This is a genomic window from Nitratireductor sp. StC3 (assembly GCF_003015025.1).
GTDB classification, from domain to species: domain Bacteria; phylum Pseudomonadota; class Alphaproteobacteria; order Rhizobiales; family Rhizobiaceae; genus Mangrovimarina; species Mangrovimarina alexandrii.
Genome location: NZ_PYBP01000006.1, coordinates 56,879 through 83,260, shown reverse-complemented (window position 1 = coordinate 83,260; position 26,382 = coordinate 56,879). Strand labels below are relative to the sequence as shown.

The following is a 26,382-nucleotide window of genomic DNA, read 5'->3' as shown; positions in this document are numbered from 1 at the left end:
GCCATGAGAATCGTCTTCAAGACATCCTACGACGCCGACATCAATTATTTCCGGCATGGCGTCCAGGCGGCGTGGTATCTGCTCCTGGCCGCGCTGGCGATCCTGTTGCCGTTGTTTTTCGACACGTTCTGGCTCGGCGAGATGACCAATCTTTTGATCTGGGCGATTGCCGGCATGGGGCTGATGATCCTGGTCGGCCAGACCGGTCAGGCGAGCCTCGGCCATGCGGCCTTCCTCGCGGTGGGCTGCTATGCCAATGTGCTGTTGCAGGAAAGGCTGGGCCTGCCCTTCATCCTGTCCTTTCCGCTGGCCGGCGTGATCGCCGGGCTGGCCGGCGTGCTGATCGCCATCCCCACCACCAAGCTGCACGGCATCTATCTCGCCATCGGCACCTTGGCGATCTCCATCTTGACCGACGATTTGATCGTCATCGCCGAGCCGCTGACCAACGGCGTGGTCGGCCTGTTCGCGCCGACGATCAGCATTTTCGGACTGGAGATCGATCGTTACGGCAACCCGGAGCGGTTCTACTGGCTGGTGCTGATCGTCACGATCCTGGTCGTGCTGGCCTATCGCAACCTGTTGCGCTCGCCGCTCGGCCGTTCCTTCGCCGCGGTGCGCGATTCGGAAGTGTCGGCCCAGGCGATGGGGGTCAACATCGCCCGCACCAAGGCGGTTTCCTTCGGCATATCGACGGCGATCACCGGCCTGGCCGGGGCCCTGATGGGCCATTTCGCCGGCATCTTCAACAACGAGACCTTCAACATCATCATCTCGATCCAGCTTCTGATGATGATCGTCATCGGCGGGCTCGGTTCCATCCACGGCGCCTTTTTCGGTGCTGTCGTCGTGGCGTTGATGCCGCAGGCGATCGCGATGGGACGCGATTTCGTCGCCGGCCTGATCGGCAGCGGCTCGATCGCGATACCGGGGCTGGAAGCGGCGATCTTCGGCGCCATCCTGATCGGTTTCATCCTGTTCGAACCGATGGGCATTTACGGCCGCTGGGTGAAGATCAGAACCTATTTCGAGCTGTTTCCGTTCTATCGCCGCGACATGTTCAGGCGCCAGAAGAGCTATCTCAAGACGGAGCGCATGCGATGAGCCTGCTTGAAATCGACAATGTCACGCTTCGCTTCGGCGGCGTGGTGGCGGTCAATCAGGTCTCGTTTTCGGTCGAGGCGGGAGAGGTTTTCGCGCTGGTGGGGCCCAACGGCGCCGGCAAGTCGACGATCTTCAACCTGATCTCGCGCTTCTACGAGCCGGCCGAGGGCGACATCCGCTTCGACGGTAAGAGCATCCTAACGCGCCAGCCGCACGAGATCGCCGGGCTGGGCATTGCGCGCACCTTCCAGAACATCGAGTTGTTCGAGCAGGCCACCGTGCTGCAGAACCTGCTCGTCGGTCGGCATCGCCACCGCCATTCCAATTTCGTCTCCGAACTGCTGTTCACGCCCTTCGTACGCGAAGAGGAGCGGCGTCACCGCACGGCTGTGGAGAAGGTGATCGATTTTCTCGACCTGCAGCCCTATCGCGAGAAGATGATCGCCGGCCTGCCCTATGGGGTGCGCAAGGTGGTCGAGATGGGGCGGGCGCTCGCCATCGAGCCGAAATTGCTGCTGCTCGACGAGCCGGCCTCCGGTCTTTCGGTTGAGGAGACCCAGGACGTCGCCTTCTGGATCGAGGACATCAAGACTCAGATGGGCATCACTGTCTTGATGGTCGAGCACGACATGCATCTCGTTTCCTCGGTTTGCGACCGCGTGCTTGCACTGGCCGATGGCATGATGCTGGCCCTTGGCACGCCGGCGGAAGTCCAGAATGATCCAAAGGTGATCGAGGCCTATATCGGCTCGGCCGATGAGGCGGGGGAAAGGGAGGTCGCATGAGCGGCGCCACGGCAGCACAGGCACATCCCGACCAGGCGCCGCAGGCCTTGCTGACGGTGCGCAACCTGGAAAGCTATTACGGGCCGATCATGGCGATCCGCGGTTGCAGCCTCGAGGTCCGCGAGGGCCAGATCGCGACGGTGCTCGGCGCCAACGGTGCCGGCAAGACGACGCTGATGAAGACCATTTCGGGCGTCATGGACCCGGAGAAGGGGCAGATCGTCTACCGCGGCGAGGACATCGCCGGCGCCAGCCCCGACAGCATCGTGCGCAAGGGTATCGTCCACGTGCCGGAAGGGCGCGAGGTTTTCCCGCTGCTGACCGTCGAGGAAAATCTGAGGATGGGGGCTTTCACCCGCAACGACACGGGCGAGGTGTACCGCGACGAGGAGATGGTGTTTTCCTATTTTCCGATCCTGGCCGAGCGGCGCCGACAGGCCGCCGGCACGCTGTCGGGCGGCCAGCAGCAGATGCTGGCGATCGGCCGCGGCCTGATGGCCCGTCCGACGCTGATGCTGCTCGACGAACCGAGTCTCGGCTTGTCGCCGCTGTTGGTGAAGGAGATCTTCAAGATCATCCGCCGCCTCAACCGCGAGCAGAAGGTGACGATGCTGCTTGTCGAGCAGAACGCCAAGGTTGCCCTGGAGGTGGCCGATTACGGCTACGTAATGGAATTGGGGCGCATCGTCATGGCTGACGACGCCAAGCGCCTGCTGCAGTCGAAGGACGTGCAGGAATTCTATCTCGGCGTCCAGCAGGAGACGCAGCGCGGCCAGAAGCGCTGGAAACAGAAAAAGACCTGGCGCTGAGGCGCGCCGCGACGGGAGGAAGCAATGACGATTGCCGAAAAACTACCTCCGCAACAGACGGTTAACGGACACAGTTTCAATGCGGACCTGTCAAAGGGTCCCTATGTGTTCGACGGTTGCGACACGCTGGTGAAGCTGTTTCGTCAGCGCTGCCAGGAACTGGGCAACCGCGTCGCGCATCGCGAAAAACAGTACGGCATCTGGCTGTCCTATACGTGGGAGGATTTTTACGAACACGCCCGCCTGATCGGACTGGGCCTGCTCTCGCTCGGGCTGAAACGCGGCGAAGTGGTCTCGATCCTGTCGGAGGACAACAAGGAATGGATCTACACCGACCTTGCGGTCCAGTCGGTGGGCGGCATTGCGTCAGGCGTCTACACGACCGATTCGGCCAAGCAACTGCAATATTTGGTCAACGATTCCGACAGCCGCTTCCTGTTCGTGGAAAATGACGAGCAGCTCGACAAGTTCTTGTCGGTCAAGGACGAGATGCCGGGGCTTGCCAAGGTCATCGTCTACGATGCCGACGGTCTGCATGGGTTTTCCGACGACCGGGTCATTTTCCTCGACGAGCTTTACCGGCTCGGGCGGGATTTCCTGAAACAGAATCCGAACCGTTTCGAGGAAGAGATCGCCACCTCGAAACCCGACGACACCGCGATCCTGGTCTACACGTCCGGGACCACGGGCCCGCCGAAAGGCGCGATGATCAGCCACGAGAACATCGTCGTGTCGATCGCTGGCGCGGTGCTGACCCTGCCGGTCGACGAAAGCGACGAGCAGGTCTGCTTCCTGCCGTTGTGCCATATCCTGGAACGGCTGATCAGCGTCTTCACGCCGATCGGGCTGCGCTCGACGGTTAATTTCGCCGAGAGCCCCGAAACCGTGTTCGACAATCTGCGCGAGGTTTCGCCGCATGTGTTCACGGCGGTGCCGCGCGTGTGGGAGAAAATCTACTCCCGCGTCACCATTATGGCCAACGAAGCCACGCCGCTTGGCAAATGGGCCTTCCGTCGCGCATTGGCGTCCGGTATGGCGCGCGCCGAGGCGCTGGAGGCCGGTGAGACGGTTTCCGCTATGAACCGGCTTTCCTACGCGATCTGGGATTTCCTGGTGCTCAAGAATCTGCGCCGCATGCTCGGGTTTGACCGGCTGCGGCGCGGGACGACAGGCGCGGCGCCGATCTCGCCGGCGCTTTTGAAATGGTATCGGGCCGTCGGCATCACCGTTTTGGAAGGCTACGGGATGACCGAAAGCGCCGGTGTGATCTCGGTCAATCTGATCGAGCGCAACAAGACCGGCACGGTCGGCCAGCCGGTGCCGGGCGGCGAAATCCGGCTCTCGCCCGAAGGCGAGATCCAATATCGCGGCGCCAATGTCTTCAAGGGATATTGGAACAAGCCCGACAAGACCGCCGAGACCGTCACCGAGGATGGCTGGCTCAAGACCGGCGATGTCGGACGCCTCGACAATGAGGGGTTCCTGACGATCACCGGCCGGGTCAAGGACATCATCATCACCGCCGGTGGCAAGAACATTACGCCGGCGGAGGTCGAGAACCGGCTGAAATTCTCGCCCTTCATCGCCGATGCGGTGATCATCGGCGACAAGCGCAAATATCTGACCAGCCTGATCATGATCGATCAGGAGAATGTCGAGAAATTCGCGCAGGAAAGGCGCGTGCCGTTCAACGATTTCAAGTCGCTGTGCGCGGCGCAGGAAGTGCGCGATCTCATCGCCGGTATCGTCGCGGAGACGAACGCCGAATTCGCCCGTGTCGAGCAGATCAAGGATTTCCGCTTGATCGACGTGCTGCTGACGGCGGAGGATGAGGAATTGACCGCGACGATGAAGTTGAAGCGCAGTTTCGTCGAACAAAAACACAAGAAACTGATCGACGACATGTATGGCCAGCCCGGCCATGCCGAAACCTGAATATCATAGCCAAGGAGGAAATACCCATGAGGAAGACACTGACCAGATCCATCCTCGCCGCCGCGTTGGCGGCCGGGATGGCCTCGGCCGCCAACGCCACCCAAGGCGTCAGCGACGACGAGATCGTGCTCGGCTCCAACGGTGATTTGTCCGGCGTGTTCGCCGCCTTCAATGTCGGCGCCATCAAGGCGGCGCAGCAGGTGTTCGACGAAGTCAACGAACAGGGCGGAATTCACGGACGCAAGATCCGCTTCGTGGTCGAGGATCACGGCTATCAGGTGCCCAAGGCGGTGCAGAACTTCAACAAGCTGGTGAATTCCGACAAGGTGTTCGCCATGCTGCTGAATCTGGGCACGCCGCACAACATCGCCGGCTTCAAGATCATGGAAGCGAAAGAAGTGGCCAACGTGTCGCCGCTGACGGCCGCGCGCCAGATGATCGAAGGCGACATCGCCTATAAATATACCGGTTTCTCGTCCTATTATGATCAGATCCGGGCGGGCGTGGAGTTCCTGGTGAAGCAGGACGACGCCAAGGAAGTGTGCGCAATGTACATCCCGTCCGATTTCGGCAAGGAAATCGAGGAGGGCGCCAAGAGCAAGACCGAGGAGCTGGGGCTGACCTGGGCGGCCGAGACCACCCACAAGCCCGACGAGCAGGATTTCGTCGGCTCGATCCAGAAGCTGAAGGATGCGGGCTGCGATATCGTCGCCACGGCGCTCGGCGTGCGTCAGACCATCGTCGCTTTCGGCACGGCCAAGAAGCTTGGCTGGACCGATGTCGCCTTCATCGGTTCGTCGGCAGGCTTCAACACCGCCGTTGCCAAGGTGCCCGGCGGAGTGACGGAAGGCTACTACGCGGCGGCCGGCTGGGTCGATTTCGAGGCCAGGCTGGATGTTCCCGAGGTCAAGGAGTGGGCCGAAAGCTACGAGGCCTATACCGGTAATGCGCCGGACACGGCCGCGCAGCTCGGCTACGGAGCGGCCAAGACGCTGGTCATGGCGCTTGAGGCTGCAGGTCCGGACCTGACGTCGGAGAGTTTCCGCACGGCCATGGAAGGCGTGAAGTTCGAGGATGTGATCAACGACGTTCCCGTCGATGTCGGCCCCGATCACCAGGGCGGCGAGCTGATCATCATCTCCAAGATCGTGGGCGACAAATGGGTTGAGGTCGGCCGTATCGATCCGTCCACCTCGAACTGATCGACAGAAACCAGACGACGAAGGCCGCGCGATAATCTTCGCGCGGTCTCTTTTATTTGAGCGTTTCCAGGCGAAGCGGAAGCCGGTTCGCCGTCCGGAAAGGCGTTAAAGCAACATGTTCGAGAGCCGATCCGCGCTTCGGTAAAACGCAGAACGGCGCCGCTGGATCCGAAGGGCTTATTCGCCTGGCGTCGCCGCCGGACGCTGCGCCTGCTCGATTTCCCTGTGCAACCGGGCCTCCTCCTGGGCCTTGGGCGTGACGAAGCGGCCAAGCACCAGATAGGCGACAGGCGTCAGAAACAGGGTCGAAACCGTCGCCAGCCCGAGGCCGCCGACAATCACCCAGCCCAGCGCCACGCGCGCTTCGGCGCCCGCGCCGCTGGCCATCACCAGCGGCACGCCGCCGACGATGGTGCAGATCATGGTCATCATCACCGGGCGCAGCCTGACATTGGCGGCGTTTTCAATCGCCTCGCGCACGTTTTGGCCGCGGTCGCGAAGCTGATTGGCGAACTCGACGATCAAAATGCCGTTCTTGGCCATGATGCCGACCAGCAGCACCAGGCCGATCTGGCTGTAGACGTTGAGCGTTGTGCCGGTCAAAAGCATGGCGAAGACCGCGCAGGCGAGTCCCAGAGGCACCGTCGCCATGATGATAACGGCGCTGACGAAGCTTTCGAACTGCGCTGCCAGCACCAGGAGGATGATGACGATCGCGAAGCCGAAGGTCGTCATCATGCTTTCCGACTGCTCGCCGAGCGTGGCGGTTTCGGCCAGCGGAATGATACGGTAGCCGGGTGGCAGCAGCGGCTCGGCGATCTCCAAGGCGCGTTCATAGGCCGATCCGAGCGCGAAATCGGCGTCGAGCGCCGAGGTGACGGAAACGGCGCGCATCTGCTGCTCGCGCGACAGCGACGGCGGTACCGCCATTTCGGTCAGCGTGGCGATGGTGGAGACCGGCACGAAGCGATTGTCGCGCGTCTTCAAAAAGATGTTTTCCAGATCGGTGGGATCGTTGATCGGATTGATGGTGGAAACCAGCTTCACGTCGAAGCTGCGGTCGTCGATGAACACGGTGCCGATCTTACGCCCGTCGAGCATGGCCTGCAGGGCCTCGCCCATGCCGGCGATCTCGATGCCGAGATCGCTCGCCCGCTCGCGGTCGATCCTGACGGCGAGTTGGGGCTGGGTGGTGTCGCTGGACAGGCGCGCCTGGCGGAAGCGCGGATCCTTTTCCATCTCGGCCACGATCGCGGCGGCGGTTTCGTTCAGCACGGCGTAATTGGCGCCCGCGACGGCGAATTGCAGGCCGCTGCCGGCGCCCCGTATGCCCAGGCTGTTGGGCTGGAAGGCGAAGGCGCGCACGCCCGGCACCTGAGCGACCAGCGCGTTTGCCTCGTCGAGAATTTCCTGCTGGGAGCGCTGGCGCGCGTCCCACGGCGCCAGGCGCATCACCAGAAAGCCGCTGTTGGACGACCCGCCGGAGCCCGCGATGGAAAACGTGCTTTCGATCTCGCCGCGCTCCTGCATCGGCGCGAGCAGGGCCTCGATCCGCAGCATCTGGTCAGCGAAATAGTCGAGGCTGACGCCCTGCGGCGCGGACACCCGCATGAAGGCGAGAGAACGGTCCTCGCGCGGCGTCAGTTCGGACTTGATGGTCGGATAGAGCAGGGCCGCCGACCCGGCGATCAGGGCGGAAACGACGACGACGACGAGCGGCGCGTCGAGGCACACGCGCAACATCCGTGCATACAGTTTGGATAGGCCGCGGCCCAGCGATCCCATCGCGCCTTGGCTTTGCGCCTCCTCGCCGGTGCGCAGAAAGCGCGAGGCGAGCATCGGACACAGCGACAACGCCACCAGCGACGACAGAAAAACGGAGATCGCCAGCACGAAGCCGAACTCGCGGAACAGGCCGCCGGTCTGGCCGGGCAGGAAGGACAGCGGCACGAACACCGCGATCAACGTGGCGGTGGTCGCCAGGACGGCGAAAAACACTTCCTCTGTGCCCAGTACGGCCGCAGCGCGCGGGCCGAGACCCTGATTGCGCCGCCGGACGATGTTTTCCAGCACCACGATGGCGTCGTCGACCACGAGGCCGGTCGCCAGAACGAGCGCGAGCAGTGTTAGGATATTGATCGAAAAGCCGACCAGATAGATGGCGGCCACCGTTCCGACCAGCGCGACCGGGATCGCCACGGCGGGAATGATCGTGGCGCGAAAATCCCAAAGGAACAGGAAGATAATCAAAAGCACCACCGAAACGGCGATGCCGAGCGCGATCTCGACCTCATGGATGGCGCCGGTGATGAAGGTTGCGTCGTCGCTGGTTACGTCGATCGAGACACCCTCCGGGAGGTTCTCGCGAATGCGCTCAGCCGCCTCGCGGATGCCGGCCGATATCTCGAGCGTGTTCGACTGGGCCGCGCGGATCACGCCCATGCCGATGCCGGTCTTGCCGTTGGCGCGCAACTGGGTCTCGCCGAGATCCTTGCCCAGGGTCACGGAGGCGAAATCCCCGAGGCGCGTATTGCCCTTAACCACGATCTTCTCGAACGCTTCGGGCGTGGCGACCGTGGCGGAGGCGCGCACGATCAGGTCTTGGGTGTTGCTGGTCAGCGAGCCAGCCGGGGCGTCGAAGGCCATAGACGACAATGCGCTGCGGATGTCGCCGACGGTCAGGCCGAGACTGGCCAGCCGGGCGGGATCGATGTCGATGCGGAAGATCTTGTCGCGTTCGCCATAGATCTGGACATCGGCCACGCCGGCAACAGAGGCCAGTTGGTCGGCGATCTCGTCCTCCACCAGCACGGTCATGTCCTGGACAGACATGGTGGCGGAGGTGACGGCGAGCCTCATGACCGGCTGGGCGTTGGAATCCGCCTTGATAATGCGTGAGGCGTCGGCGTCCTCGGGCAGTTCGTGCGCGATCCGGCCGAGGGCATCGCGCATGTCGGAGGCGGCGGTGTCGATATTGGCGCTGTCGTTGAACTCGACCGTCACCGTGCTGCGGCCGAAAGAGGACGAGGACGAAATCCATTTCACGCCGGCGATGCGCGACACGGCGCCCTCGATCAGGCCGGTTAATTCGCGATCGATGGTTTCGGCCGAGGCGCCCGGATATTCGGTTCGGATGGTGATCACTGGCCGGTCGACTTCCGGCAGTTCCCGGATCTCCACGCCTAGCAGGGCGGCGAGGCCGGCCACCGCGATCAGCGTGTTCATCACGAAGGCGAGAACCGGCCGGCGGACGAAGAGCGCCGTCAGGCCGAGTTCGGGATCGGTTTTTGTACTCATTGCCCGTGACCCGCCCTACGACCCGCTGGCGGGGCGCGAAGTCCCGGTCTGAGGCGCCGCGGCTTCACCGTCGCGGCTTGCCAGACGCACTTCCGCGCCCTCGCGTACGGCATGGATACCTTGCGTGACGACGGCGTCGGACAGCGCCAGCGGCGCGTCGACCAGGATGCTGTCGGCATTGCGTTGGACGATCCGTACCGCTACGCGCTCTGCGCGGCCGTTGCGCACCGCCCACACGAATGCGCCGTCGGCGCCCCATTGCACGGCCAGCGGGTCGACGGCGGGATAGGTGTCGCCGGGAAAACGCATGGAAACGTGGAACGACATGCCGGCGCGCAGCCTGTCGGCGCTGTTGTCGAGGCGGGCCTGGACATGCAGCGTGCGGCTTTCGGCGTCGATGCGGTTGTCGACCGCGCTGACGCTGCCTTGAATGGTTTCGCCCGGACGCGCAATGGCGGCGGCCGTCAGCGGCGAGCCGACCGTGACGGTGCCGGCATAGCGTTCGGGAATCCAGAAATCGACCAGGATTTCCGAGCGGTCGTCGATCGAGGCGATCTCGCTTTGCGCGGTGACATAATTGCCGGCGGCGATCGGCAGGATGCCGACAGTGCCGCCGATCGGCGCGGCGATGGAGCGCCGCGACAGTTCCAGTTCGGCGTCGCGCAGCGCCAGACGCGCATTGTCGACGGCGAGCTCGGCATCGGTCACCTGGACCGCGCTGGCGGTGTTGGAGGCACGAAGCGCGCGCACGCGCTCGAGGCGGGCTTCGGCATCGCGCAACGCGATGCGGGCCCGGTCAAACGCGATCTGCTCGGCTTCGGCGTCGAGTCGGGCGATCACGTCGCCGGCGTCGACGATCGATCCCGATTCGACCAGCAATTCGGTCATGCGGCCGCTGGCGAAGGGCGTCACGGTAACCGACCGCGCTGCCCGCCCGGTGCCGATGGCGACGAGACGGTCGTTGATGGTGCTTTCGAGCACGGCCACGGTCACGACGCCGCCTTGCGGCGGGCGGCCGCCGCGGCCGCTGGCCGGACCGCTGTCGCGCCCGCTCCCGCCGTCGGTCGCCGCGCCGGGGCCCCAGTCGAGACCCCAGCGTGCGAGCTGCTGGTCGGCGCCGGGGAAAAAACGCGCCCAGATCGCCGCCGCGACAAGCAGCACCAGCAGGGTTAGCGCGATTTGCTTCCAGATCGACATCCATCACTCCGGGACCGCCGGACATGTGCCATTGTGGCTTGCCCTCGCTCTCATGTCGCCGCCAAAAAAGCGCGCGCGCAGGCGAGACCGGCTTCGCAAACGGTCAATAGGCTGTCTTTATGACAATTCTCCGGCGTGCCTGCACGCCGAAAAATGTTAAATCTTGTCCATGTTTATCGCCTTTGCGGCGCCGATCTCAGCCGCCGCGCAGCGCTTCCATCTCGCGGATGCGCCCTCGGCTCTCGGTCTCCAAGGCGCGGGTGAGTTCGCCGATCAGGATTTCGGCGATCACGAACAAGGCGGCCGAAGAGTCCCAGGCTGACGGCACCGCCGTGCGCCCGGCAATGACGTGGCGCGAGAAGCGGGCGATGGGTGACAGCCATTGATCCGTGACCAGGACGATGTGAATGCCGCGCTTGGCCGCCATTTCGGCGAAGCGCAGCAGGCTGTCCTGATAGCGGCGGATGTCGAAGACGACCAGCACGTCGCGCTTGCCCATGTCGATCAGCCGGTCGCGCCAATTGCTTTCCTGACCGGCGAGATGGGACACGTTTGGGCGGACGATGGTCAGGTGGGCTGCCATATAGCGGGCGATCGGGTCGGTGAAGCGACCGCCGACCAGATGGATGCCGCAGCGCCGGTTCGACAACAGTGCGACGATGTCGCGGATCTGGCGGTCGGAGACGTGTTGGAACGTTCCGCGGATGTTTTCCAGCGTCGCGTCCACTGTCTGCGCCGTCCTGCCGCGCGCGGGCGAGGGCTGTGTCGTGCGCGTGAGCGGGGACTGGAGCTGTGCGGCGAGCTCGTCCTGCAGGGCGGACTGGAACTCGGCGTAATTGTGGAACCCGAGCCTGGCAATGAAACGCAGAATGGTCGGTGAACTGACACCGGCTTGGTGCGAGAAGTCGGCGACGGTCTTCAGCCCGATCAGCGGATAATTGGCGATCAGCGTCTGCGCGGCGCGCTTTTCGCCGGTCGGCATGGCATCCATCCGATCCGCGATCAGCTCTGCAATGCTTGTGGCCAAGACGCCCTCCTGTTTGCGGCGCGCCGCCTCGCCGCCGACGGAAAAGCCATTTGACACGTCCGCGAAATATGTATGAAATCATTCACCAACGCGCAACATCATAAAAACGTACGATACGTTACGAAAAAAGGGGATCTGCGCAAACAATGGGAGCGGCGCCGTCGCAGCTTGCGGAGACGTTCGATCCGGTCCGCCTTAGCGGGCGTTCGGCACCGGGTCCGCTCGTGCTTTTGTGCGAGCACGCCTCCAACCGCGTTCCAGCCGAACTGGCCGGTCTCGGCCTGTCCGCCGACATCTTGCAAAGCCACATCGCCTGGGATCCGGGCGCGGCCGCGGTCGCGCGCGCCATGGCGGCGCGGCTGGATGCCGCGCTGATCGAATCGACCGTGTCGCGGCTGGTAGCCGACTGCAATCGCCTGCCCGACGCGGCCGACCTCGTGCCCGAGATCAGCGAAACGACGCCGGTGCCCGGCAATCGCGGCCTGGATGCCAGGGGTCGCGCGCGGCGCATCGCTATGGCGCACGCGCCGTTTCATGCCGCCGTCGCCGGGCTGATCGAGGAGCGGCTTGCGGCCGGCCGGACGATTGCCGTGGTGTCTGTCCACTCGTTCACGCCGGTCTATCGTGGCGTTGCCAGACCCTGGCATGTCGGCATCGTGCACGATGCCGACCGGCGCATGGCGCAACCGATGCTGGCCGGTCTGGGGCGGCTGCCGAACGTCGCGGTCGGCGACAATCGGCCTTATGCACCGCCGGACGGCGTCTATTATTCGCTTGCACGGCATGCTGGTACGCGAAACCTGCCTTGCGCGATGATTGAAATCCGCAATGATGAGATCGCGACCGAGGAGGGGCAGCGCCTGTGGGCCGGGCGGTTTTGCGACATACTGGCCGGCATGGGCTACGCAGCGCGCAAGGGGGCGTACCGGCAATGATCGGACCGGCCAAGGCGGAGGCCCGCAATGCCTGAGCCGGTGAAGCGGTTCGTGCGCGTCGTCGACGCGGTCAACCGGGTCGTCGGCCTGTTTGCGATGTATCTGATCTTCGCGATCATGGGCGTGCTTTTATATTCCTCCATCATGAAGGCGGTGGCGATCCCGCCGCTGTGGACGCTGGAAATGGCCCAGTTCCTGATGGTCGGCTATTATATGCTCGGCGGCGGCTGGTCGTTGCAGAACGACGCCCATGTGCGCATGGACCTGATCTATGGCCGCTGGAGCCTGCGGCGGCGCGCCGCGATCGACGCCGTCACCATCCTGTTTTTGATCTTTTATCTCGCCATGCTGCTTTATGGCGGGTTTTCCAGCACCAGCTACGCGCTGCACTATGGCGAGAAGAGCTATTCGGCCTGGGCCCCCTATATGGCGCCGATCAAGATCGTGATGTGTGTCGGCATCGTTTTCATGATCCTGCAGGCGCTGGCCCAGTTCTTCCGCGATGTCGCGCGCCTTCGCGGCGAGGAGTTCTGATGGGCTACGAACTGATCGCCGTCACCATGTTCTCCTCCATGATGGTGCTGCTTCTGACCGGGCAGCGCGTCTTCGGGGCGATCGGTTTCGTCGCGGTGATCTTCGCGCTTCTTCTGTGGGGGACAGGGGGCTTCGAACTCGGCTTCTCGGCGGCGATGAAGCTGATGAAATGGTATCCGCTGCTGACATTGCCGCTTTTTATCTACATGGGCTACATGCTGTCGGAATCCGGCATCGCCGACGATCTCTACAAGATGTTCCATGTCTGGTTCGGGCCGGTGCGTGGCGGGCTGGCGATCGGCACGATCGGCTTGATGGTGGTGATCTCGGCCATGAACGGCCTGTCGGTCGCCGGCATGGCGATCGGGGCGACAATCGCGCTGCCCGAACTGCTCAGGCGCGGCTACGACAAGGTGATGGTGACCGGCGTCATCCAGGCCGGGTCCTCGCTCGGCATCCTGGTGCCGCCGAGCGTGGTGCTGGTGCTTTACGGCATGATCGCGCGCCAGCCGGTCGGCCAGCTCTGGCTGGCCGGTGTCTTTCCCGGCCTTTTGATGGCGAGTCTGTTCATCGTCTATATCGCCGTGCGCTGCTGGCTGCAGCCCAATCTTGGTCCGGTTCTGCCGGCCGACGAGCGCAATGTCTCGCTGCGCGAGAAGCTGCGGCTCTTGCAGGCCGGCATCCTGCCGTTCTTCATCTTCTTCATGATGACCGGGCTTTTCCTGATGGGCTATACCAGCCTGGTTGAAAGCTCCGCCGTCGGCGCGGTGGCGGCGACGCTGGCCGCGCTGGTCAAGGGCCGGCTGACGCGCACGGTCTTGCACGACACGGTGCGCAAGTCACTGGCGGTTTCGTGCATGTTCATGTGGATCATCGTCGCCGCCTTGTGCTTCGGCGCGGTCTTCGACGGACTCGGTGCGGTCAAGGCAATCGAGCATTTCTTCGTCGACAGGCTCGGCCTGACGCCCTGGGAAGTGCTGATATTGATGCAGCTTTCCTACCTGATCATGGGTATGTTTCTCGACGATACGGCGATGCTGGTGATCGTCGCGCCGCTTTACGTGCCCCTGGTCAAGCTGCTCGGCTTCGATCTGATCTGGTACGGCGTCCTCTACACGATCACCTGCCAGATCGCCTACATGACCCCGCCCTTCGGCTACAATCTGTTTTTGATGCGCGCCATGGCGCCGCCGGAAATCAGTCTGGGCGACATCTATCGGTCCATTATTCCGTTCGTCGCGGTGATGGTCTTCGGCCTCGTCGTGGTGATGGCGTTTCCGCAGCTCGCGCTGTGGCTGCCGCAGCATGTCTATCTTCGCTGAAGACGGAGGTCTTCGAGCGTGAAACCGATGCGAAAGGAGGTGAGGTCCGAAAACCGCGAGCCGACGGGGCGCCCAACGCGGGCGGCCTGAAGAGGGTGAACGAACAGGAGGAAGAGACGATGCACAACAGACGCCAATTCATCAAGAAGGCCGGGCTTGCCGGTGTCACCGCCGCCGGTGCGACGACGCTGGCCACGCCGTATGTGCGTGCCCAAAGCCCGATCCGCTGGCGCATGCAGACCTATGCCGGCGTCGCGCTCGCCGAACATGTCATCAAGCCGGCGATCGACGCCTTTAACACCGTCGCCGACGGCGAAATGGTGATCGAGCTCTATACCGCCGACCAGATCGTGCCGACCGGCGAACTGTTCCGGGCCATGCAGGCGGGCACGATCGACGCAGTGCAGAGCGACGAGGATTCCATGGCGGCGCCGGTCGACGTGTCGGTGTTCGGTGGCTATTTCCCTTCGGCGACGCGCTATTCGCTCGACGTGCCGGTGCTGTTCAACCAGTACGGGCTCAAGGAGATCTGGGAAGAAGCCTATTCCGAGGTCGAGAACGTCACCTGGCTCAGCGCCGGTTCCTGGGACCCGTGCCACTTCAACACCACCAAGCCGATCCGCAGCCTGGAGGATCTGAAGGGGTTGCGTGTCTACACCTTCCCGACCGCCGGGCGGTTTCTCAGCCAGTTCGGGGTGGTACCTGTCAACATCCCCTACGAGGACGCCGAGGTTGCGGTGCAGACCGGCGAGCTCGACGGCATGGCCTGGTCGGGCATCACCGAGGACTACACGGTCGGCTGGGCCGACGTCACCAACTACTTCCTGACCAACAACATCACCGGTGCCTGGATTGGCTCGTTCTTCGCGAATTCTGAACGCTGGAACGCCATCCCCGAACGGCTGCAGACGCTGTTCAGGCTGTGCATGGATTCCTCGCACTATTATCGCCAGCACTGGTATTGGGGCGGCGAGGCCAAGCTGAGGACCGGCGGCACCAAGCTGGAGCTAACCACGATCCCCGAATCCGAATGGCAGCAGGTCGAGGACGCGGCCGAAAAATTGTGGGAGGAGATCGCCGCCGAAAGCGATCGCAGCGCGCGCGTGGTCAATATCTTGAAGGAATACCGCGACACCATGCGCAAGGCGGGCCCGCCCTACCGCTACGGCTAGGCGCCGCCTCGGCCGGCCGGACCGATTTTTCGGCCCGGCCGGCGCACCCGCAAGGGCCCGCCGAGAAGGTTAGGGCCCGGCAGAACGAAACGGGCCGGGCGACCGGCGGGGAGCTTCATGTCGGCAATGATGACTTTCGAGGAACTGAAACGGGCGGTCGCAGCCGGCGAGATCGACACGGTGCTGGCTGCTGCCGTCGACATGCAGGGCCGGCTGATCGGCAAACGCTTCATCGGCAGCTATTTTGTCGAGAGCGCCCACGGCGAGACTCATGGCTGCAACTATCTGCTGGCCAATGACATCGATATGGAGCCGGTGCCGGGTTACAAGGCGGCGAGCTGGACCAAGGGCTACGGCGATTTCGTTCTCAAGCCCGACCTCGCCACCATCCGGCCCCTGCCGTGGCTGGAAAAGACGGCGCTGGTGATCTGCGACATCCAGGATCACGCCACGCATGGCGACCTGCCGCACTCGCCGCGCGGCATTCTCAAGCGCCAGGCGGCGCGGCTGCGGGAGCGCGGATGGCTGGCCTATTTTGCCTCTGAGCTGGAATTCTACCTGTTCGAGGAGACCTATCGCAGCGCGCGCGAAAAGAATTGGCGCGATCTCGACACGGCCTCGCCCTATATCGAGGATTACGTTATCCATCTCACCACTAAGGAAGAGGCGGTGATGCGGGCGATCCGCAACGGGCTCCACGGGGCGGGCATTGCGGTGGAGAACTCGAAGGGCGAATGGGGACCGGGGCAGGAGGAGATCAATGTCCGTTATGCCGAGGTCCTCGAGATGGCCGACCGGCACGCGATCTTGAAGACCGGCTGTAGGGATATCGCCACGGCGATGGGCAAGTCGGTCACCTTCATGGCCAAATACGACTATGCGCTCGCCGGCAATTCGAGCCACATCCACAATTCGCTGTGGAGCGCGGATGGCGAGACGCCGCTGTTTTTCGACAAGTCCGCCCGCCACACGATGACGCCGCTGATGCGCGCCTGGGTCGCCGGGCAGCTCAAATATGCCCGCGAAATTACCTGGTTCCTGGCGCCCTACATCAATTCCTACAAGCGCTTCCAGGTCGGCACCTTCGCGCCGACCAAGATCGTGTGGAGCCGCGACAATCGCACGGCCGGCTTTCGCTTGTGCGGGGAGGGAACCAAGGGCATTCGCATCGAGTGCCGGATCGGCGGCGCCGATCTCAATCCCCATCTCGCTTTCGCCGCGCTGATCGCCGCCGGTCTGGCGGGCGTGGAGGAAAATCTCGACCTCGCCGACCCCTTCGAGGGCGACGCCTATCATAGCGCGCGGCTCAAGGAGATCCCGAAAACTTTGCGCGAGGCGACCGAGACGATGGCGAAGTCGAAAATGCTCAAGCGGGCTCTCGGCGAGGAGGTGATCGAGCACTACGTCCACACAGCCCGGTGGGAGCAGCTCGAGTATGACCGCCGGGTGACGGACTGGGAACTGCACCGGGGGTTCGAGAGATATTGAAGGTCAACACACTTACAAACACACTAAATATATGTGTGGTTGAATTGTTGTGATCGTCGACCTGGGAGAAACGCAATGAGCAAGTACGAGCCTTTGCAGACATTCCTAAAGAGTCAGGGTCGCGACTATATCCCGATGAGGTTCGCGGATATCGAGCGCGTGCTGAACGGCAAATTACCGCCATCGAAGTCTCGCCGGGCATGGTGGAGCAACAATTTCAGAAACAACGTCATGACCAAGGAATGGCTTTCTGCGCGTTCCGAGACGGAATCTGCAGATGTCGTGGGCGAGAAGCTCGTGTTCCGCCGTGTTCGCAAAGCGCGAAGCAGAAGCGGTTTTTCCAATGGATCGCCGACGTCCCCGCGTCCGCGGCATCGGTGTTTTGGCTTCATGAAGGGCATGATCAAGGTCCAAGAGGGGTTCGACGTCACTCAGCCATTTAGCGACGAGCCTTGGGATCAAGGTTATCTTGGCGAGGACCGGCTGAAATGAGTGAGGCGGCCGACCTTCTTCCAGATACCTGCGCGATGATATTCGTGGCCAACGACACGCGCCTTGATCCTGAAGCCGATCGCGCAATTTCAGAGGCGGCTCACGATGGCCGCCTCTACGTCTCTCCAATTTCCGCTTGGGAGATGGGCGTGGGAGTGGCGAAAGGACAATTAAGCTTGCCGTTGGCGCCACTCGATTTCTTCGACAGGTTCATCGAACGGATGCAGGCCAAGCTGAGCCCGGTTTCGCCACCGATCATGATCGCCTCTTCCTTCCTGCTGGGAGAGATTCTCGGGGACCCCATGGACCGGATGCTGGTTTCGACGGCGTGGTCCCATGATTTCGTCCTGGTGACCAGTGATCGGCCGGTCCTCGCATATGGGCGCGAGGGCCATGTTCGAACGCTCGCTTGCTAAAGATAGTAGGGAAAAAAACCTTGGAAACCGTGAAGCTGAAATCCCCCGTCGACGGCTCGGTTTACGCAGAGCGGCCAGTCGCTTCCGACCAGGCAATCAATGCTGCGGCGGAGCGAGCGCGCGCTGCGCAGGCGGATTGGGCGCAGACGCCGCTTGCCGAACGCGCGAAATACCTGCTCGGCTTCCTCGACGCGCTTTTGGCCATGAATGACGAGATCGTGCCGGAACTTGCCTGGCAGATGGGCCGGCCGGTGCGTTACGGTGGCGAAAAGGGCGGCGTGGAGGAACGCACCCGCTATATGGTGGAACTGGCCGAGACCGCGCTCAAGCCGTTCGTCCCGCCGGACGACAGGCCCGGTTTCCGACGCTATCTCAAACGCGCGCCGCTGGGCGTCGTCTTCACCATCGCGCCGTGGAACTATCCCTATCTGACCGCGGTCAATTCGATCGTGCCCGCACTGATGGCCGGCAATTCGGTGATCCTGAAACATGCCGCGCAGACCCTTCTGGTCGGCGAGCGTTTCCAGGCCGCGTTCGACGGGGCTGACCTGCCGCAAGGTCTGTTCCAGAACCTGGTGATGAACCATGGCCAGACGGAGCAGCTTCTGGCGTCCGGCAAGGTCGACCATTGCAATTTCACCGGCTCGGTCGGCGGCGGGCGCGCGATCGAAAAGGCGGCGGCCGGCACCTTCACCACGCTCGGCCTCGAGCTCGGCGGCAAGGATCCCGCCTACGTTTTGCCCGACGCCAAGCTCGACCACGCCATCGCCAATCTGGTCGACGGGGCCTTTTACAACACCGGCCAGTGCTGTTGCGGCATCGAGCGGGTCTACGTGCATGCCGACATCTATGACGATTTCGTCGACGGTTTCGTGGCCGAAACGAAAAACTACGTTGTCGGCGATCCGCTCGATCCGGCGACCACGATGGGGCCGATGGCGCAGGCGCGCTTCGCCGATTTCATCCGCGAGCAGAAAGCCGAGGCGCTGCGCAAGGGCGCGCGGGCGCATATCGGCATGCGCGTGGAACGGGACCTGCCGGGCTCGCCCTATATCGCGCCGGAGGTGCTGACCGAGGTCGACCACCAGATGAGCGTGATGCGCGAGGAGAGCTTCGGGCCTGTCGTCGGCATCATGAAGGTGCGAAACGACGAGGAGGCGATCGCGCTGATGAACGACAGTCCCTACGGGCTCACCGCCTCGATCTGGACGCGCGACACCGACCATGCCGCCGCGATAGGCGACCGGGTCGAGACGGGTACGGTGTTCATGAATCGCTGCGACTATGTCGATCCGGGCCTCGTTTGGACCGGCGTCAAGGATACCGGCAAGGGTGGGGCGATGTCGGTGGTCGGCTATGAGAACCTGACCCGGCCGAAGAGCTATCATCTGCGGGAGGTGTCGTGACCTTTCGCATGTCCGTTGCTCGGCCCCGCCGCGTGCGGATCGCGAGATTTCCTTTTCCGTCCAATCCAGCGAACCGACAGCCATGACCAGATTGACCGCCAATTGGAGTTTTCCCACCGCGATCCGCTTCGGTCCGGGCCGCATCGCGGAACTGCCCGAGGCGCTGCGCATGGCCGGCATTGCCCGCCCGCTCTTCGTCACCGATCCCGGTCTGGCCAGGCTGCCGGTGGTTGGCCGGGCGCTGGCGATTTTGACGGAGGCCAACATCGCCCACGGCGTCTTTTCCGAGGTCAAGCCCAACCCGGTCGAGGCCAATCTGACGGCCGGCGTTTCGGCCTTTGCGACGGGCGGCCATGACGGTGTGATCGCCTTTGGCGGCGGGTCGGCGCTCGATCTCGGCAAGCTGATCGCCTTCCAGGCCGGCCAGACTCGCCCGGTCTGGGATTTCGAGGATGTCGGCGACTGGTGGACCCGTGCCGACGGGGAGGCCGTCGCGCCGATCGTGGCGGTGCCGACGACGGCGGGAACCGGCTCGGAGGTCGGGCGGGCCGGCGTGCTCACCAACGAGGCGACGCACACCAAGAAGGTGATCTTTCATCCCAAAATGCTGCCGGCGGTCGTCATTGCCGATCCGGAGCTTACCGTCGGCATGCCGCCCTTCATTACCGCGGGAACCGGCATGGACGCGTTGGCGCATTGTCTGGAGGCCTATTGCGCGCCGGGCTTCCATCCGATGGCGGACGGGATCGCGGCCGAGGGCGTACGCCTGGTGCTGGAAAACCTGCCCACGGCGTTTTTGGATGGCAGCGACATTGCCGCGCGCGCGCGGATGATGGCGGCCGCGGCGATGGGGGCGACAGCCTTCCAGAAGGGGCTCGGCGCGATCCACGCGCTCTCGCACCCGGTCGGGGCGCTCTACGACACCCATCACGGCATGACCAACGCGGTGTTCATGCCCTATGTGCTGGCGGCGAACCGCCCGGCGATCGACGAACGCATCGCCCGGCTCGCGGCCTATTGCGGTATTTCCGGCGGTTTTGACGGTTTTTTTCGTACGGTCCTCGCCCTGCGCGACTGTCTCGAGGTGCCGCATCGGCTCGGCGATCTGATCGCGGGGCTCGACATGGATGCGGACCGCAAGGAGCTGATCGCGCAAATGGCGATCGTCGACCCGACCGCCGGCGGCAATCCGGTGGCGCTGACGACGGAGGGCGCGCGCAGTATCCTGGAGGCGGCGATCGAGGGTGCCGTTTCTTGACGGCTGCCTCGTCTTAGCTGCTTCAGCGCGGGGTGCTGCGTTCAGTGGCCGATGCCTGCGCCGCGTCGTCGGCCAGGACCTTGCGCAACACCGACAGGGCGGCGCCGATCTGGGGGCGTTGGTCGACGTCCTCGGGATAGACCGCATAGGCCGGATAGGTGAAGCGCGGCGCATTCTCGACCAGTTCGAGCTGTCCGGCATTGATCAGCGGCGCGACCATGCCGTGCCGGAAATAACCGCTGCCGCCGACCTTGAGAAGATAGGCCAGGCCGAGCGGGCCGAAGCCGACATAGGTGCCGGGCTCGCCGAAAGCCGGAGAATGGGCGCCGTGCTGGGCCGAGAAGGCGGCCCCCCAGTCCACATAGATATAGTCCTCGGACGGGGCGGGCTCGTCGTTCCGGCCGACGGCACGCACCAGAACGAGATGCTCTTCGCGCAGGAGTTCTACCTTGAAGCCGGGCAGCAATTGGGGGGCATAGAGCAGGGCCACGTCGAGCGCGCCCGTTCGCAGATCCTCGATCAGCCGGTCGGGAATTCCGACATGCGCGCGCACCGCAAGCCGGGGCTGACGGCGGCGCATCTCGGCCATCCATTCGACCAGCAGCGGGCTCCACAGGCTGAGTTCGGCGCCGAGGCTGACCACGCCGTCGCGGCCGCTCGGAACGGCGAGCTGCTGCCTGGCCCCTTCCCACACCTGGACGAACATCTGGGCGAAGCGCTCGAACTCGCTTCCGGCGGCGGTTAGTCTCGCTCCGTTGCGATTGCGCACGAAAAGGCGGCGGCCGAGCTCGTCCTCCAGCGTCCTGATACGCGCGCTCACGGTGGTCTGCGTGACGTGCAGCCGTTCGGCGGCACGCAGAAAACTGCCCGTATGCACGATTGCCAGAAAAGTGCGCGCCCGATCGATGTCCATACCTGTATTTAATGCAATATTTTTGCATTTAACCAGCATTTAATTCCGCTTGTCTTTCGGATAGGTCGGGCTAGGCTCATCATGTTCCGTTCGCGACCTTCACCAGCTCCAACCGGATAGCGAACGGGTGAATGCCGGGACGACCGGCATCAACAGCAAGGCGTGGCCGAACGGGCAGGGTCCACACGGGAGGAACGTCGCTCACCCGTTCGGTCACGCGCTCGGGGGCATTGGCGCGCGGCCGGTTCGCCGGACCAGGACCGCTTGCGGAGACGATGCCGACGTCGATGCGCAGCGGAAGAACGACAGGAGCCCGAGATGTCCGAATATGCGACCGGCCAGGCACACGATCGTCCGCGGGGAGCGCGCCGTTGGCTTTTCTCGACCAACCATAAGGATATCGGCACGCTCTATCTCGGCTTCGCGATGCTGGCCGGGGTGCTGGGAACCGCGCTCTCGGTCGGCATCCGGATGGAACTGCAGCAGCCGGGCCTGCAGTTCTTTGCCGATCCCGCGCTCTTCAACGTGTTCGTGAGCTCCCACGGGCTGGTGATGATTTTTTTCGTCATCATGCCCGCCTTGATCGGCGGTTTCGGCAATTGGTTCGTGCCGATCATGATCGGTGCGCCGGACATGGCCTTCCCGCGCATGAACAATATTTCGTTCTGGCTGCTGGTGGTTTCGTTTCTCCTGTTTGCGTTGTCGCTGTTCGTACCGGGCAGCCCCGGCACCAACGGCCATGGCGGCGGGTGGACGCTCTATCCGCCCTATGCGATTTCCGGCCAGCCAGGCCCCGCGGTCGACCTGGTCATCCTGTCCATACATTTGTCGGGCGCGTCATCGATCCTCGGCGCGATCAATTTCATCACCACTATCTTCAACATGCGCGCGCCGGGCATGACGCTGCACAAGATGCCGCTTTTCGCCTGGTCGATGCTGGTGACGGCGTTCATGCTGCTGCTGTCGCTGCCGGTGCTTGCCGGCGCGATCACCATGCTTCTGACCGACCGCAATTTCGGCACCACCTTCTTCCTTCCTTCCGGCGGCGGCGACCCGGTACTCTATCAGCACCTGTTCTGGTTCTTCGGTCATCCGGAAGTCTACATCATGGTCCTGCCAGCCTTCGGCATCGTCAGTCATGTGATCTCGACCTTCTCCAGGAAGCCGATCTTCGGGTATCTCGGTATGGCCTACGCCATGGTCGCCATCGGCATGATCGGTTTCGTGGTTTGGGCGCACCACATGTACACTTCCGGTGTTTCGCTTTCCTCGCAGCGCTATTTCGCTTTCGCGTCGATGGTCATCGCCGTGCCGACGGGGGTCAAGGTGTTCTCGTGGCTCGCTACGATGTGGGGCGGCTCGATCAGCTTTCGCGCGCCGATGCTGTGGGCGCTCGGTTTCGTGATGCTGTTCACGATCGGCGGGGTGACCGGGGTGGTCCTGGCCAATCCGGGCGTCGATCGCGCCCTGCACGACACCTACTACGTCGTCGCCCATTTCCACTATGTCTTGTCGCTGGGCGCGGCGTTCGCGATCTTCGCCGGCTTCTACTATTGGCTGCCGAAGATGACGGGCTATCTCTACAGCGAGCCGCTGGCCCGGCTACATTTCTGGCTGACGTTCGTCGGTGTGAACCTGGTGTTTTTTCCGCAGCATTTCCTGGGGCTTGCGGGAATGCCGCGCCGCTATGTCGACTTTCCCGACGCTTTCGCCGGCTGGAACCTGGTCTCCTCGCTCGGGTCCTACATTTCCGCGCTCGGATTGTTGGTGTTCTTCGTCACGGTCGCAGATGCCTTCTTGCGCAAGCGGCTGGCGGCCTCGAACCCGTGGGGCGAGGGCGCGACCACACTCGAGTGGACGCTGCCGTCGCCGCCGCCGTTCCACCAGTTCGAGCGCCTGCCGAAGATTGGCTGAGACGGGGACGCGCGGCGGATGCGGGCCGTTCACACAGCCCGAGGAACCCGTCGCTTGAAGGAGTGGTGTCATGACCGAGACGACCGAGACCGGCGTCAGCCTTGCCCCGGTGATCTTTCTGGCCGTCTATTGGGCCTATCTGCTTGTCTGGCACGAATGGCACAAGCAGCATGGCCGGGATACGCTGTTGAGTTCCGGCCTGCCGCCGCCGGTGGCGCCGTCGCAGGCGAAGTCGCCTGCGTGCGACGCGGCGGCGGGCGCGGCTTTCAACGAAGCCCAGTTCCTGGGCGGAGCAAGGCGCGCCTACGAGTTCATCCTCAAGAGCTACGCGGCCGGCAGGATCGACGACCTCGCGCCTTTGCTTGATCCACCCGTGCTGGAGGTGTTCGCCAGGGAGATCGAACGGCGCGAGGCGAATGGCCGGCATTTGTGGCTGACATTCGTCGCGTTGCAGCAGGCGGAAATCGTCGACACCGCCTTCGATGAGCTGGCGGCGATCGTCAAGGTGCGGTTCGGTTCGGAGATTTTCGTCTCGGAACGCTCCAATGCCGCGGACATGCCGTGGCAAGAGGCCGCCCGCCTGCTGCAGGCGGTGGATCTGTGGACTTTTCGCAGGGAGCACAGATCGCGCGCCGCCACCTGGCTGCTCGTCGCGACTGATACGGAGTAGTCTTTCGAGCCGGCAATCCGGTTGCGCTCAGCCGGCCGGCGTCGAAAGCCGCGACGTCCAGTCTTCGACCGCGCGGCGGGCGAGCCGCCGACGTGCGAGATCGCGCCAGGAGGTCGACAAAACGGCCAGTTCGGCCATCTCGGCAAGCGCGTCGTGGTTCAGCGTGTCGCGGTAGAGCGTGTGCGCCAGCCGGGCCAGGGGCCAGGCCCCGGCCGGTCTGTCGATCAGCTCGGCCGTCATGCCGGCCTCGATGTCGCCTTCCTCGATCACCCGGTAATACCAGCCGGTCCGGCCGCTTTCTTGAACCCGGCGCGCCATATGCGGCTCGCCGAAACGCTCGTTGAGGCGCCAGCAGGGCTGCCGCCCCTGCGAGACCTGAACCGTTGCGCCGCCGAGGCGAAAGATGTCGCCGATGCAGATATCGGCCTCGGTGACGCCGCGCGAAGACAGGTTTTCGCCGAAGGCGCCGATCGTAGCCAAGGTGGCGACGATGTCGGGATGGTGTTCGCGCCAGGCCGGGTAGTGGTCGGCCGGATAGTGGTGAAGCGCCTTTTCCGGGCCGCCGTGGTGCTTGCGGTCGCCCTGCTGGTCGCCGACCAGCCCCTCGCGGGTCAGCCGCACGGGACCGGCCACCGGCGCCTTGCGGATGCCGCTGGCAATCCGCCTCGGTCCGAGCGGCGCGACCTGGCCGACCAGTACAGTTTCGGCCACGAAACCCGACGTCGCGCCTTTGCTCTTTGCCGTTTCTGTCACTGGCTTTGCCCCAGCCGCTCGATCACCTTGTCGGCCATATGGGCGCATCTGTCGCCGTCGAACGGAAACAGATCGGCAAAGCCGGCCGAAAGCTCCTTCTCGATCGCTCTTTTCAACAGGCGCCGGGCGCGATGCAGACGGGTCTTGGCTGTCTCGGGCCGGATCGACAGATGGGCGGCGGTCTCTTCGGTGCTCATGCCTTCGACGTCGCGTAGGATGAACACGGTGCGGAAGGCGGGCGGCAGCATGTCGACCGCCCGTTCCAGGGTCGCCCTGATCTGTTCGCGGGCGGTCTCGGTTTCCGGGTCGGGTGCGCTCGGGACTATCGGGAACATGACGACATTGTCTCCAGCCGGGCCCGCCGCGCCGGTCTCCAACTCGGCGAGATCGGCCATGGGCCGGCGTTTTCTAAGGCGGCCGAGCGCCTCGTTGATGGCGATCCTGGACAGCCAGGTCGAGACCGCGGCCTCACCGCGAAATCCGTCGAGCCGGCTGAAGGCGCGCACATAGGTTTCCTGCACGACGTCCTCGGCTTCGGCGTCGTCGTGCACGAAACCGCGCGCGAGACGAAACAGGAGCCGGTTGTTTTTTCTAACCAGCAGGCGAACCGCCTCCTCGCTGCCGCTCCTGGCGCGGGCGACAAGGTCTGCGTCGTCGGCGGGGGCCGGTTCGGTGCGGGTAAAAAGACGCTGTTCCATCACAACCTCGTTTCGTTGCCTTTTGCCGTCACGAGCGCCGCACGATGCCGCGCGCCATGATCTCGTCGACGCGCGGAAAGGCGCGCAGCGCGACCTCGGGCAGGTCGCCGGCCCTGTCGTCTTCGGTCCATCCGCCCCTGACCGGAGCACCGACGACGATGCGCCCGACCATGCCCGCATGTTCGTGCGGAATGCAATAATAGTCATAGACGCCCGGGTGCGTGAGGGTGAGCGAATAGGATTCTTCCGGCAACAGGAAATCGGAATCCCAGGGCGCCGCGTTCTGAGGAATGCGCTGTGGCCGATCGTCGTTTCGCGGGTGGTAGGCAGTGGCGGTGTGCGAGTTTCCCGGGTCGCGATTGGTCCAACGGATGGTCTGGCCGGGCTCGACCAGAACGCCTATCGGGTCGAACCAGACATGGGCGCCATTGTCGCGGCCGCCCATGGTGATCTCGACGATGCCGGCCGACAGGGCCGGCCGTTTGAGTGCGGGCAGGAGGGCGGCCAAGCCGCCCCCCGCCCACAGCAATCGACGCCTGCTGATCGTCATTGTCCGACCCGCGCCTCCTCGCCGGCCGCGACATGCCACAACACGATATGCGCGTGCGGCACCTCAACGCCGGGATGACCGGCATTATAGTAGATATCGACATGGTCGACCGTACCGCCGGGCACGGCCAGGTCGTCGAAGGTGGTGTCCGGGTTCAGATCGGCGACTGGGATCATGTAGATGGTGCTGACCAGCGCGCCGTCGCGATCATAGGCCAGGAAGGGGCCCGCGGGCAGGCTGGCCGGATCGACGAAAAGCTGGCCGAGGCCGGGGATGAAGTCGGGCAGTTTCACCAGCTTCGATACCTGCTGGTAGGGCGCTGCCGGCGGCGATTTCGCGACCGCCTCGTCGGGACCGTGCGCCAGGGCCGGCGCGGCAGGGGCGAGAAGGAGGGCGAGCGCAACCGCGCCCGAAAGGATTGTTCTCATCGGTCTGTCCTTTTCATCTTCCGCCCCGTCGCGGGGCGATGCCGATTGGATGCGTGCGGGCCGAAAAGGTTCCCGGC

General features: G+C 63.9%; 24 protein-coding genes. 16 read left to right on the top strand and 8 right to left on the bottom strand.

The features are described from left to right. Positions 1-3: 3 nt before the first annotated feature. From C7T96_RS14335 to C7T96_RS14315, 5 genes are read left to right on the top strand one after another with little or no spacing between them, the layout of a single operon-like run. Positions 4-1,104: a branched-chain amino acid ABC transporter permease gene (locus C7T96_RS14335; RefSeq protein ID WP_106571930.1), complete on the top strand. Its 1,101-nt coding sequence runs from the start codon at positions 4-6 to the stop codon at positions 1,102-1,104. Beyond that, positions 1,101-1,889 carry an ABC transporter ATP-binding protein gene (locus C7T96_RS14330; RefSeq protein WP_106571929.1) on the top strand — a complete coding sequence of 263 codons (789 nt, stop codon included), beginning with the start codon at positions 1,101-1,103 and terminating at the stop codon, positions 1,887-1,889. The genes C7T96_RS14335 and C7T96_RS14330 overlap by 4 nt, the downstream gene beginning before the upstream one ends. Further along, positions 1,886-2,698 (top strand): ABC transporter ATP-binding protein, encoded by an 813-nt coding sequence (locus tag C7T96_RS14325; protein WP_106571928.1) that lies wholly within the window; start codon positions 1,886-1,888, stop codon positions 2,696-2,698. The genes C7T96_RS14330 and C7T96_RS14325 overlap by 4 nt, the downstream gene beginning before the upstream one ends. A gap of 24 nt (positions 2,699-2,722) precedes the next feature. Continuing rightward, positions 2,723-4,633, top strand: coding sequence for a long-chain fatty acid--CoA ligase (locus C7T96_RS14320; protein ID WP_106571927.1), 1,911 nt, complete (start codon positions 2,723-2,725; stop codon positions 4,631-4,633). Positions 4,634-4,659: 26 nt separating this feature from the next. Next, positions 4,660-5,835: an ABC transporter substrate-binding protein gene (locus C7T96_RS14315; RefSeq protein WP_106571926.1), complete on the top strand. Its 1,176-nt coding sequence runs from the start codon at positions 4,660-4,662 to the stop codon at positions 5,833-5,835. Positions 5,836-6,012: 177 nt separating this feature from the next. Here the strand turns inward: C7T96_RS14315 and C7T96_RS14310 are convergent, their stop codons facing one another. The 3 genes from C7T96_RS14310 to C7T96_RS14300 form a co-directional block, all read right to left on the bottom strand. Beyond that, entirely contained in the window at positions 6,013-9,132 is a 3,120-nt protein-coding gene (locus tag C7T96_RS14310; protein ID WP_106571925.1) for an efflux RND transporter permease subunit, read from the bottom strand. A 15-nt stretch (positions 9,133-9,147) separates the two neighbouring features. After that, positions 9,148-10,329 (bottom strand): efflux RND transporter periplasmic adaptor subunit, encoded by a 1,182-nt coding sequence (locus C7T96_RS14305; RefSeq protein WP_106571924.1) that lies wholly within the window; start codon positions 10,327-10,329, stop codon positions 9,148-9,150. A 196-nt stretch (positions 10,330-10,525) separates the two neighbouring features. After that, positions 10,526-11,356: a MurR/RpiR family transcriptional regulator gene (locus C7T96_RS14300; RefSeq protein ID WP_106572087.1), complete on the bottom strand. Its 831-nt coding sequence runs from the start codon at positions 11,354-11,356 to the stop codon at positions 10,526-10,528. A gap of 146 nt (positions 11,357-11,502) precedes the next feature. Here C7T96_RS14300 and C7T96_RS14295 point away from each other — a divergent pair, with 146 nt between their 5' ends. The 9 genes from C7T96_RS14295 to C7T96_RS14255 all read left to right on the top strand — a co-directional run bounded on the left by C7T96_RS14295 (position 11,503) and on the right by C7T96_RS14255 (position 20,379). Beyond that, positions 11,503-12,291: an N-formylglutamate amidohydrolase gene (locus C7T96_RS14295; RefSeq protein ID WP_106571923.1), complete on the top strand. Its 789-nt coding sequence runs from the start codon at positions 11,503-11,505 to the stop codon at positions 12,289-12,291. Positions 12,292-12,318: 27 nt separating this feature from the next. Next, entirely contained in the window at positions 12,319-12,825 is a 507-nt protein-coding gene (locus C7T96_RS14290; protein WP_106571922.1) for a TRAP transporter small permease subunit, read from the top strand. Beyond that, the gene (locus C7T96_RS14285; protein ID WP_106571921.1) at positions 12,825-14,147 is read left to right on the top strand and encodes a TRAP transporter large permease subunit; all 1,323 of its coding nucleotides are present in this window, start codon (positions 12,825-12,827) and stop codon (positions 14,145-14,147) included. The genes C7T96_RS14290 and C7T96_RS14285 overlap by 1 nt, the downstream gene beginning before the upstream one ends. Before the next feature lie 119 nt (positions 14,148-14,266). Further along, complete coding sequence (locus C7T96_RS14280; protein WP_106571920.1) at positions 14,267-15,319, top strand: TRAP transporter substrate-binding protein; 1,053 nt, start codon at positions 14,267-14,269, stop codon at positions 15,317-15,319. Between the two features lie 117 nt (positions 15,320-15,436). Next, positions 15,437-16,807: a glutamine synthetase family protein gene (locus C7T96_RS14275; protein WP_106571919.1), complete on the top strand. Its 1,371-nt coding sequence runs from the start codon at positions 15,437-15,439 to the stop codon at positions 16,805-16,807. Positions 16,808-16,882: 75 nt separating this feature from the next. After that, positions 16,883-17,299 carry a hypothetical protein gene (locus tag C7T96_RS14270; protein ID WP_106571918.1) on the top strand — a complete coding sequence of 139 codons (417 nt, stop codon included), beginning with the start codon at positions 16,883-16,885 and terminating at the stop codon, positions 17,297-17,299. Next, positions 17,296-17,715, top strand: coding sequence for a type II toxin-antitoxin system VapC family toxin (locus C7T96_RS14265; protein ID WP_106571917.1), 420 nt, complete (start codon positions 17,296-17,298; stop codon positions 17,713-17,715). Before C7T96_RS14270 ends, C7T96_RS14265 begins: the two co-directional genes overlap by 4 nt. A 20-nt stretch (positions 17,716-17,735) precedes the next feature. Next, the gene (locus tag C7T96_RS14260) at positions 17,736-19,121 is read left to right on the top strand and encodes an aldehyde dehydrogenase family protein (RefSeq protein ID WP_106571916.1); all 1,386 of its coding nucleotides are present in this window, start codon (positions 17,736-17,738) and stop codon (positions 19,119-19,121) included. Positions 19,122-19,203: 82 nt separating this feature from the next. Then, positions 19,204-20,379 (top strand): iron-containing alcohol dehydrogenase, encoded by a 1,176-nt coding sequence (locus C7T96_RS14255; RefSeq protein WP_106571915.1) that lies wholly within the window; start codon positions 19,204-19,206, stop codon positions 20,377-20,379. A gap of 22 nt (positions 20,380-20,401) precedes the next feature. On the opposite strand, the gene C7T96_RS14250 is transcribed toward C7T96_RS14255, so the two are convergent. Further along, the gene (locus tag C7T96_RS14250) at positions 20,402-21,292 is read right to left on the bottom strand and encodes a LysR family transcriptional regulator (protein WP_106571914.1); all 891 of its coding nucleotides are present in this window, start codon (positions 21,290-21,292) and stop codon (positions 20,402-20,404) included. Between the two features lie 318 nt (positions 21,293-21,610). Between C7T96_RS14250 and ctaD the strand changes: the two genes are divergently transcribed. After that, on the top strand, positions 21,611-23,206 hold the full coding sequence (ctaD, locus tag C7T96_RS14245; RefSeq protein WP_106571913.1) for a cytochrome c oxidase subunit I: 1,596 nt from the start codon (positions 21,611-21,613) through the stop codon (positions 23,204-23,206). 70 nt (positions 23,207-23,276) lie between these two features. Next, positions 23,277-23,876: a Tim44/TimA family putative adaptor protein gene (locus C7T96_RS14240; protein WP_106571912.1), complete on the top strand. Its 600-nt coding sequence runs from the start codon at positions 23,277-23,279 to the stop codon at positions 23,874-23,876. A gap of 27 nt (positions 23,877-23,903) precedes the next feature. Here the strand turns inward: C7T96_RS14240 and C7T96_RS14235 are convergent, their stop codons facing one another. Genes C7T96_RS14235 through C7T96_RS14220 form a run of 4 tightly spaced genes read right to left on the bottom strand, consistent with a single transcriptional unit; the run spans position 23,904 to position 26,305 of the window. Next, on the bottom strand, positions 23,904-24,629 hold the full coding sequence (locus C7T96_RS14235) for an MOSC domain-containing protein (RefSeq protein ID WP_245414147.1): 726 nt from the start codon (positions 24,627-24,629) through the stop codon (positions 23,904-23,906). After that, positions 24,626-25,327 carry an RNA polymerase sigma factor gene (locus C7T96_RS14230; protein WP_106571910.1) on the bottom strand — a complete coding sequence of 234 codons (702 nt, stop codon included), beginning with the start codon at positions 25,325-25,327 and terminating at the stop codon, positions 24,626-24,628. The genes C7T96_RS14235 and C7T96_RS14230 overlap by 4 nt, the downstream gene beginning before the upstream one ends. 28 nt (positions 25,328-25,355) lie before the next feature. After that, complete coding sequence (locus C7T96_RS14225) at positions 25,356-25,877, bottom strand: plastocyanin/azurin family copper-binding protein (RefSeq protein WP_106571909.1); 522 nt, start codon at positions 25,875-25,877, stop codon at positions 25,356-25,358. Further along, positions 25,874-26,305 (bottom strand): DUF5602 domain-containing protein, encoded by a 432-nt coding sequence (locus tag C7T96_RS14220; RefSeq protein ID WP_106571908.1) that lies wholly within the window; start codon positions 26,303-26,305, stop codon positions 25,874-25,876. Before C7T96_RS14220 ends, C7T96_RS14225 begins: the two co-directional genes overlap by 4 nt. Positions 26,306-26,382 lie beyond the last annotated feature (77 nt).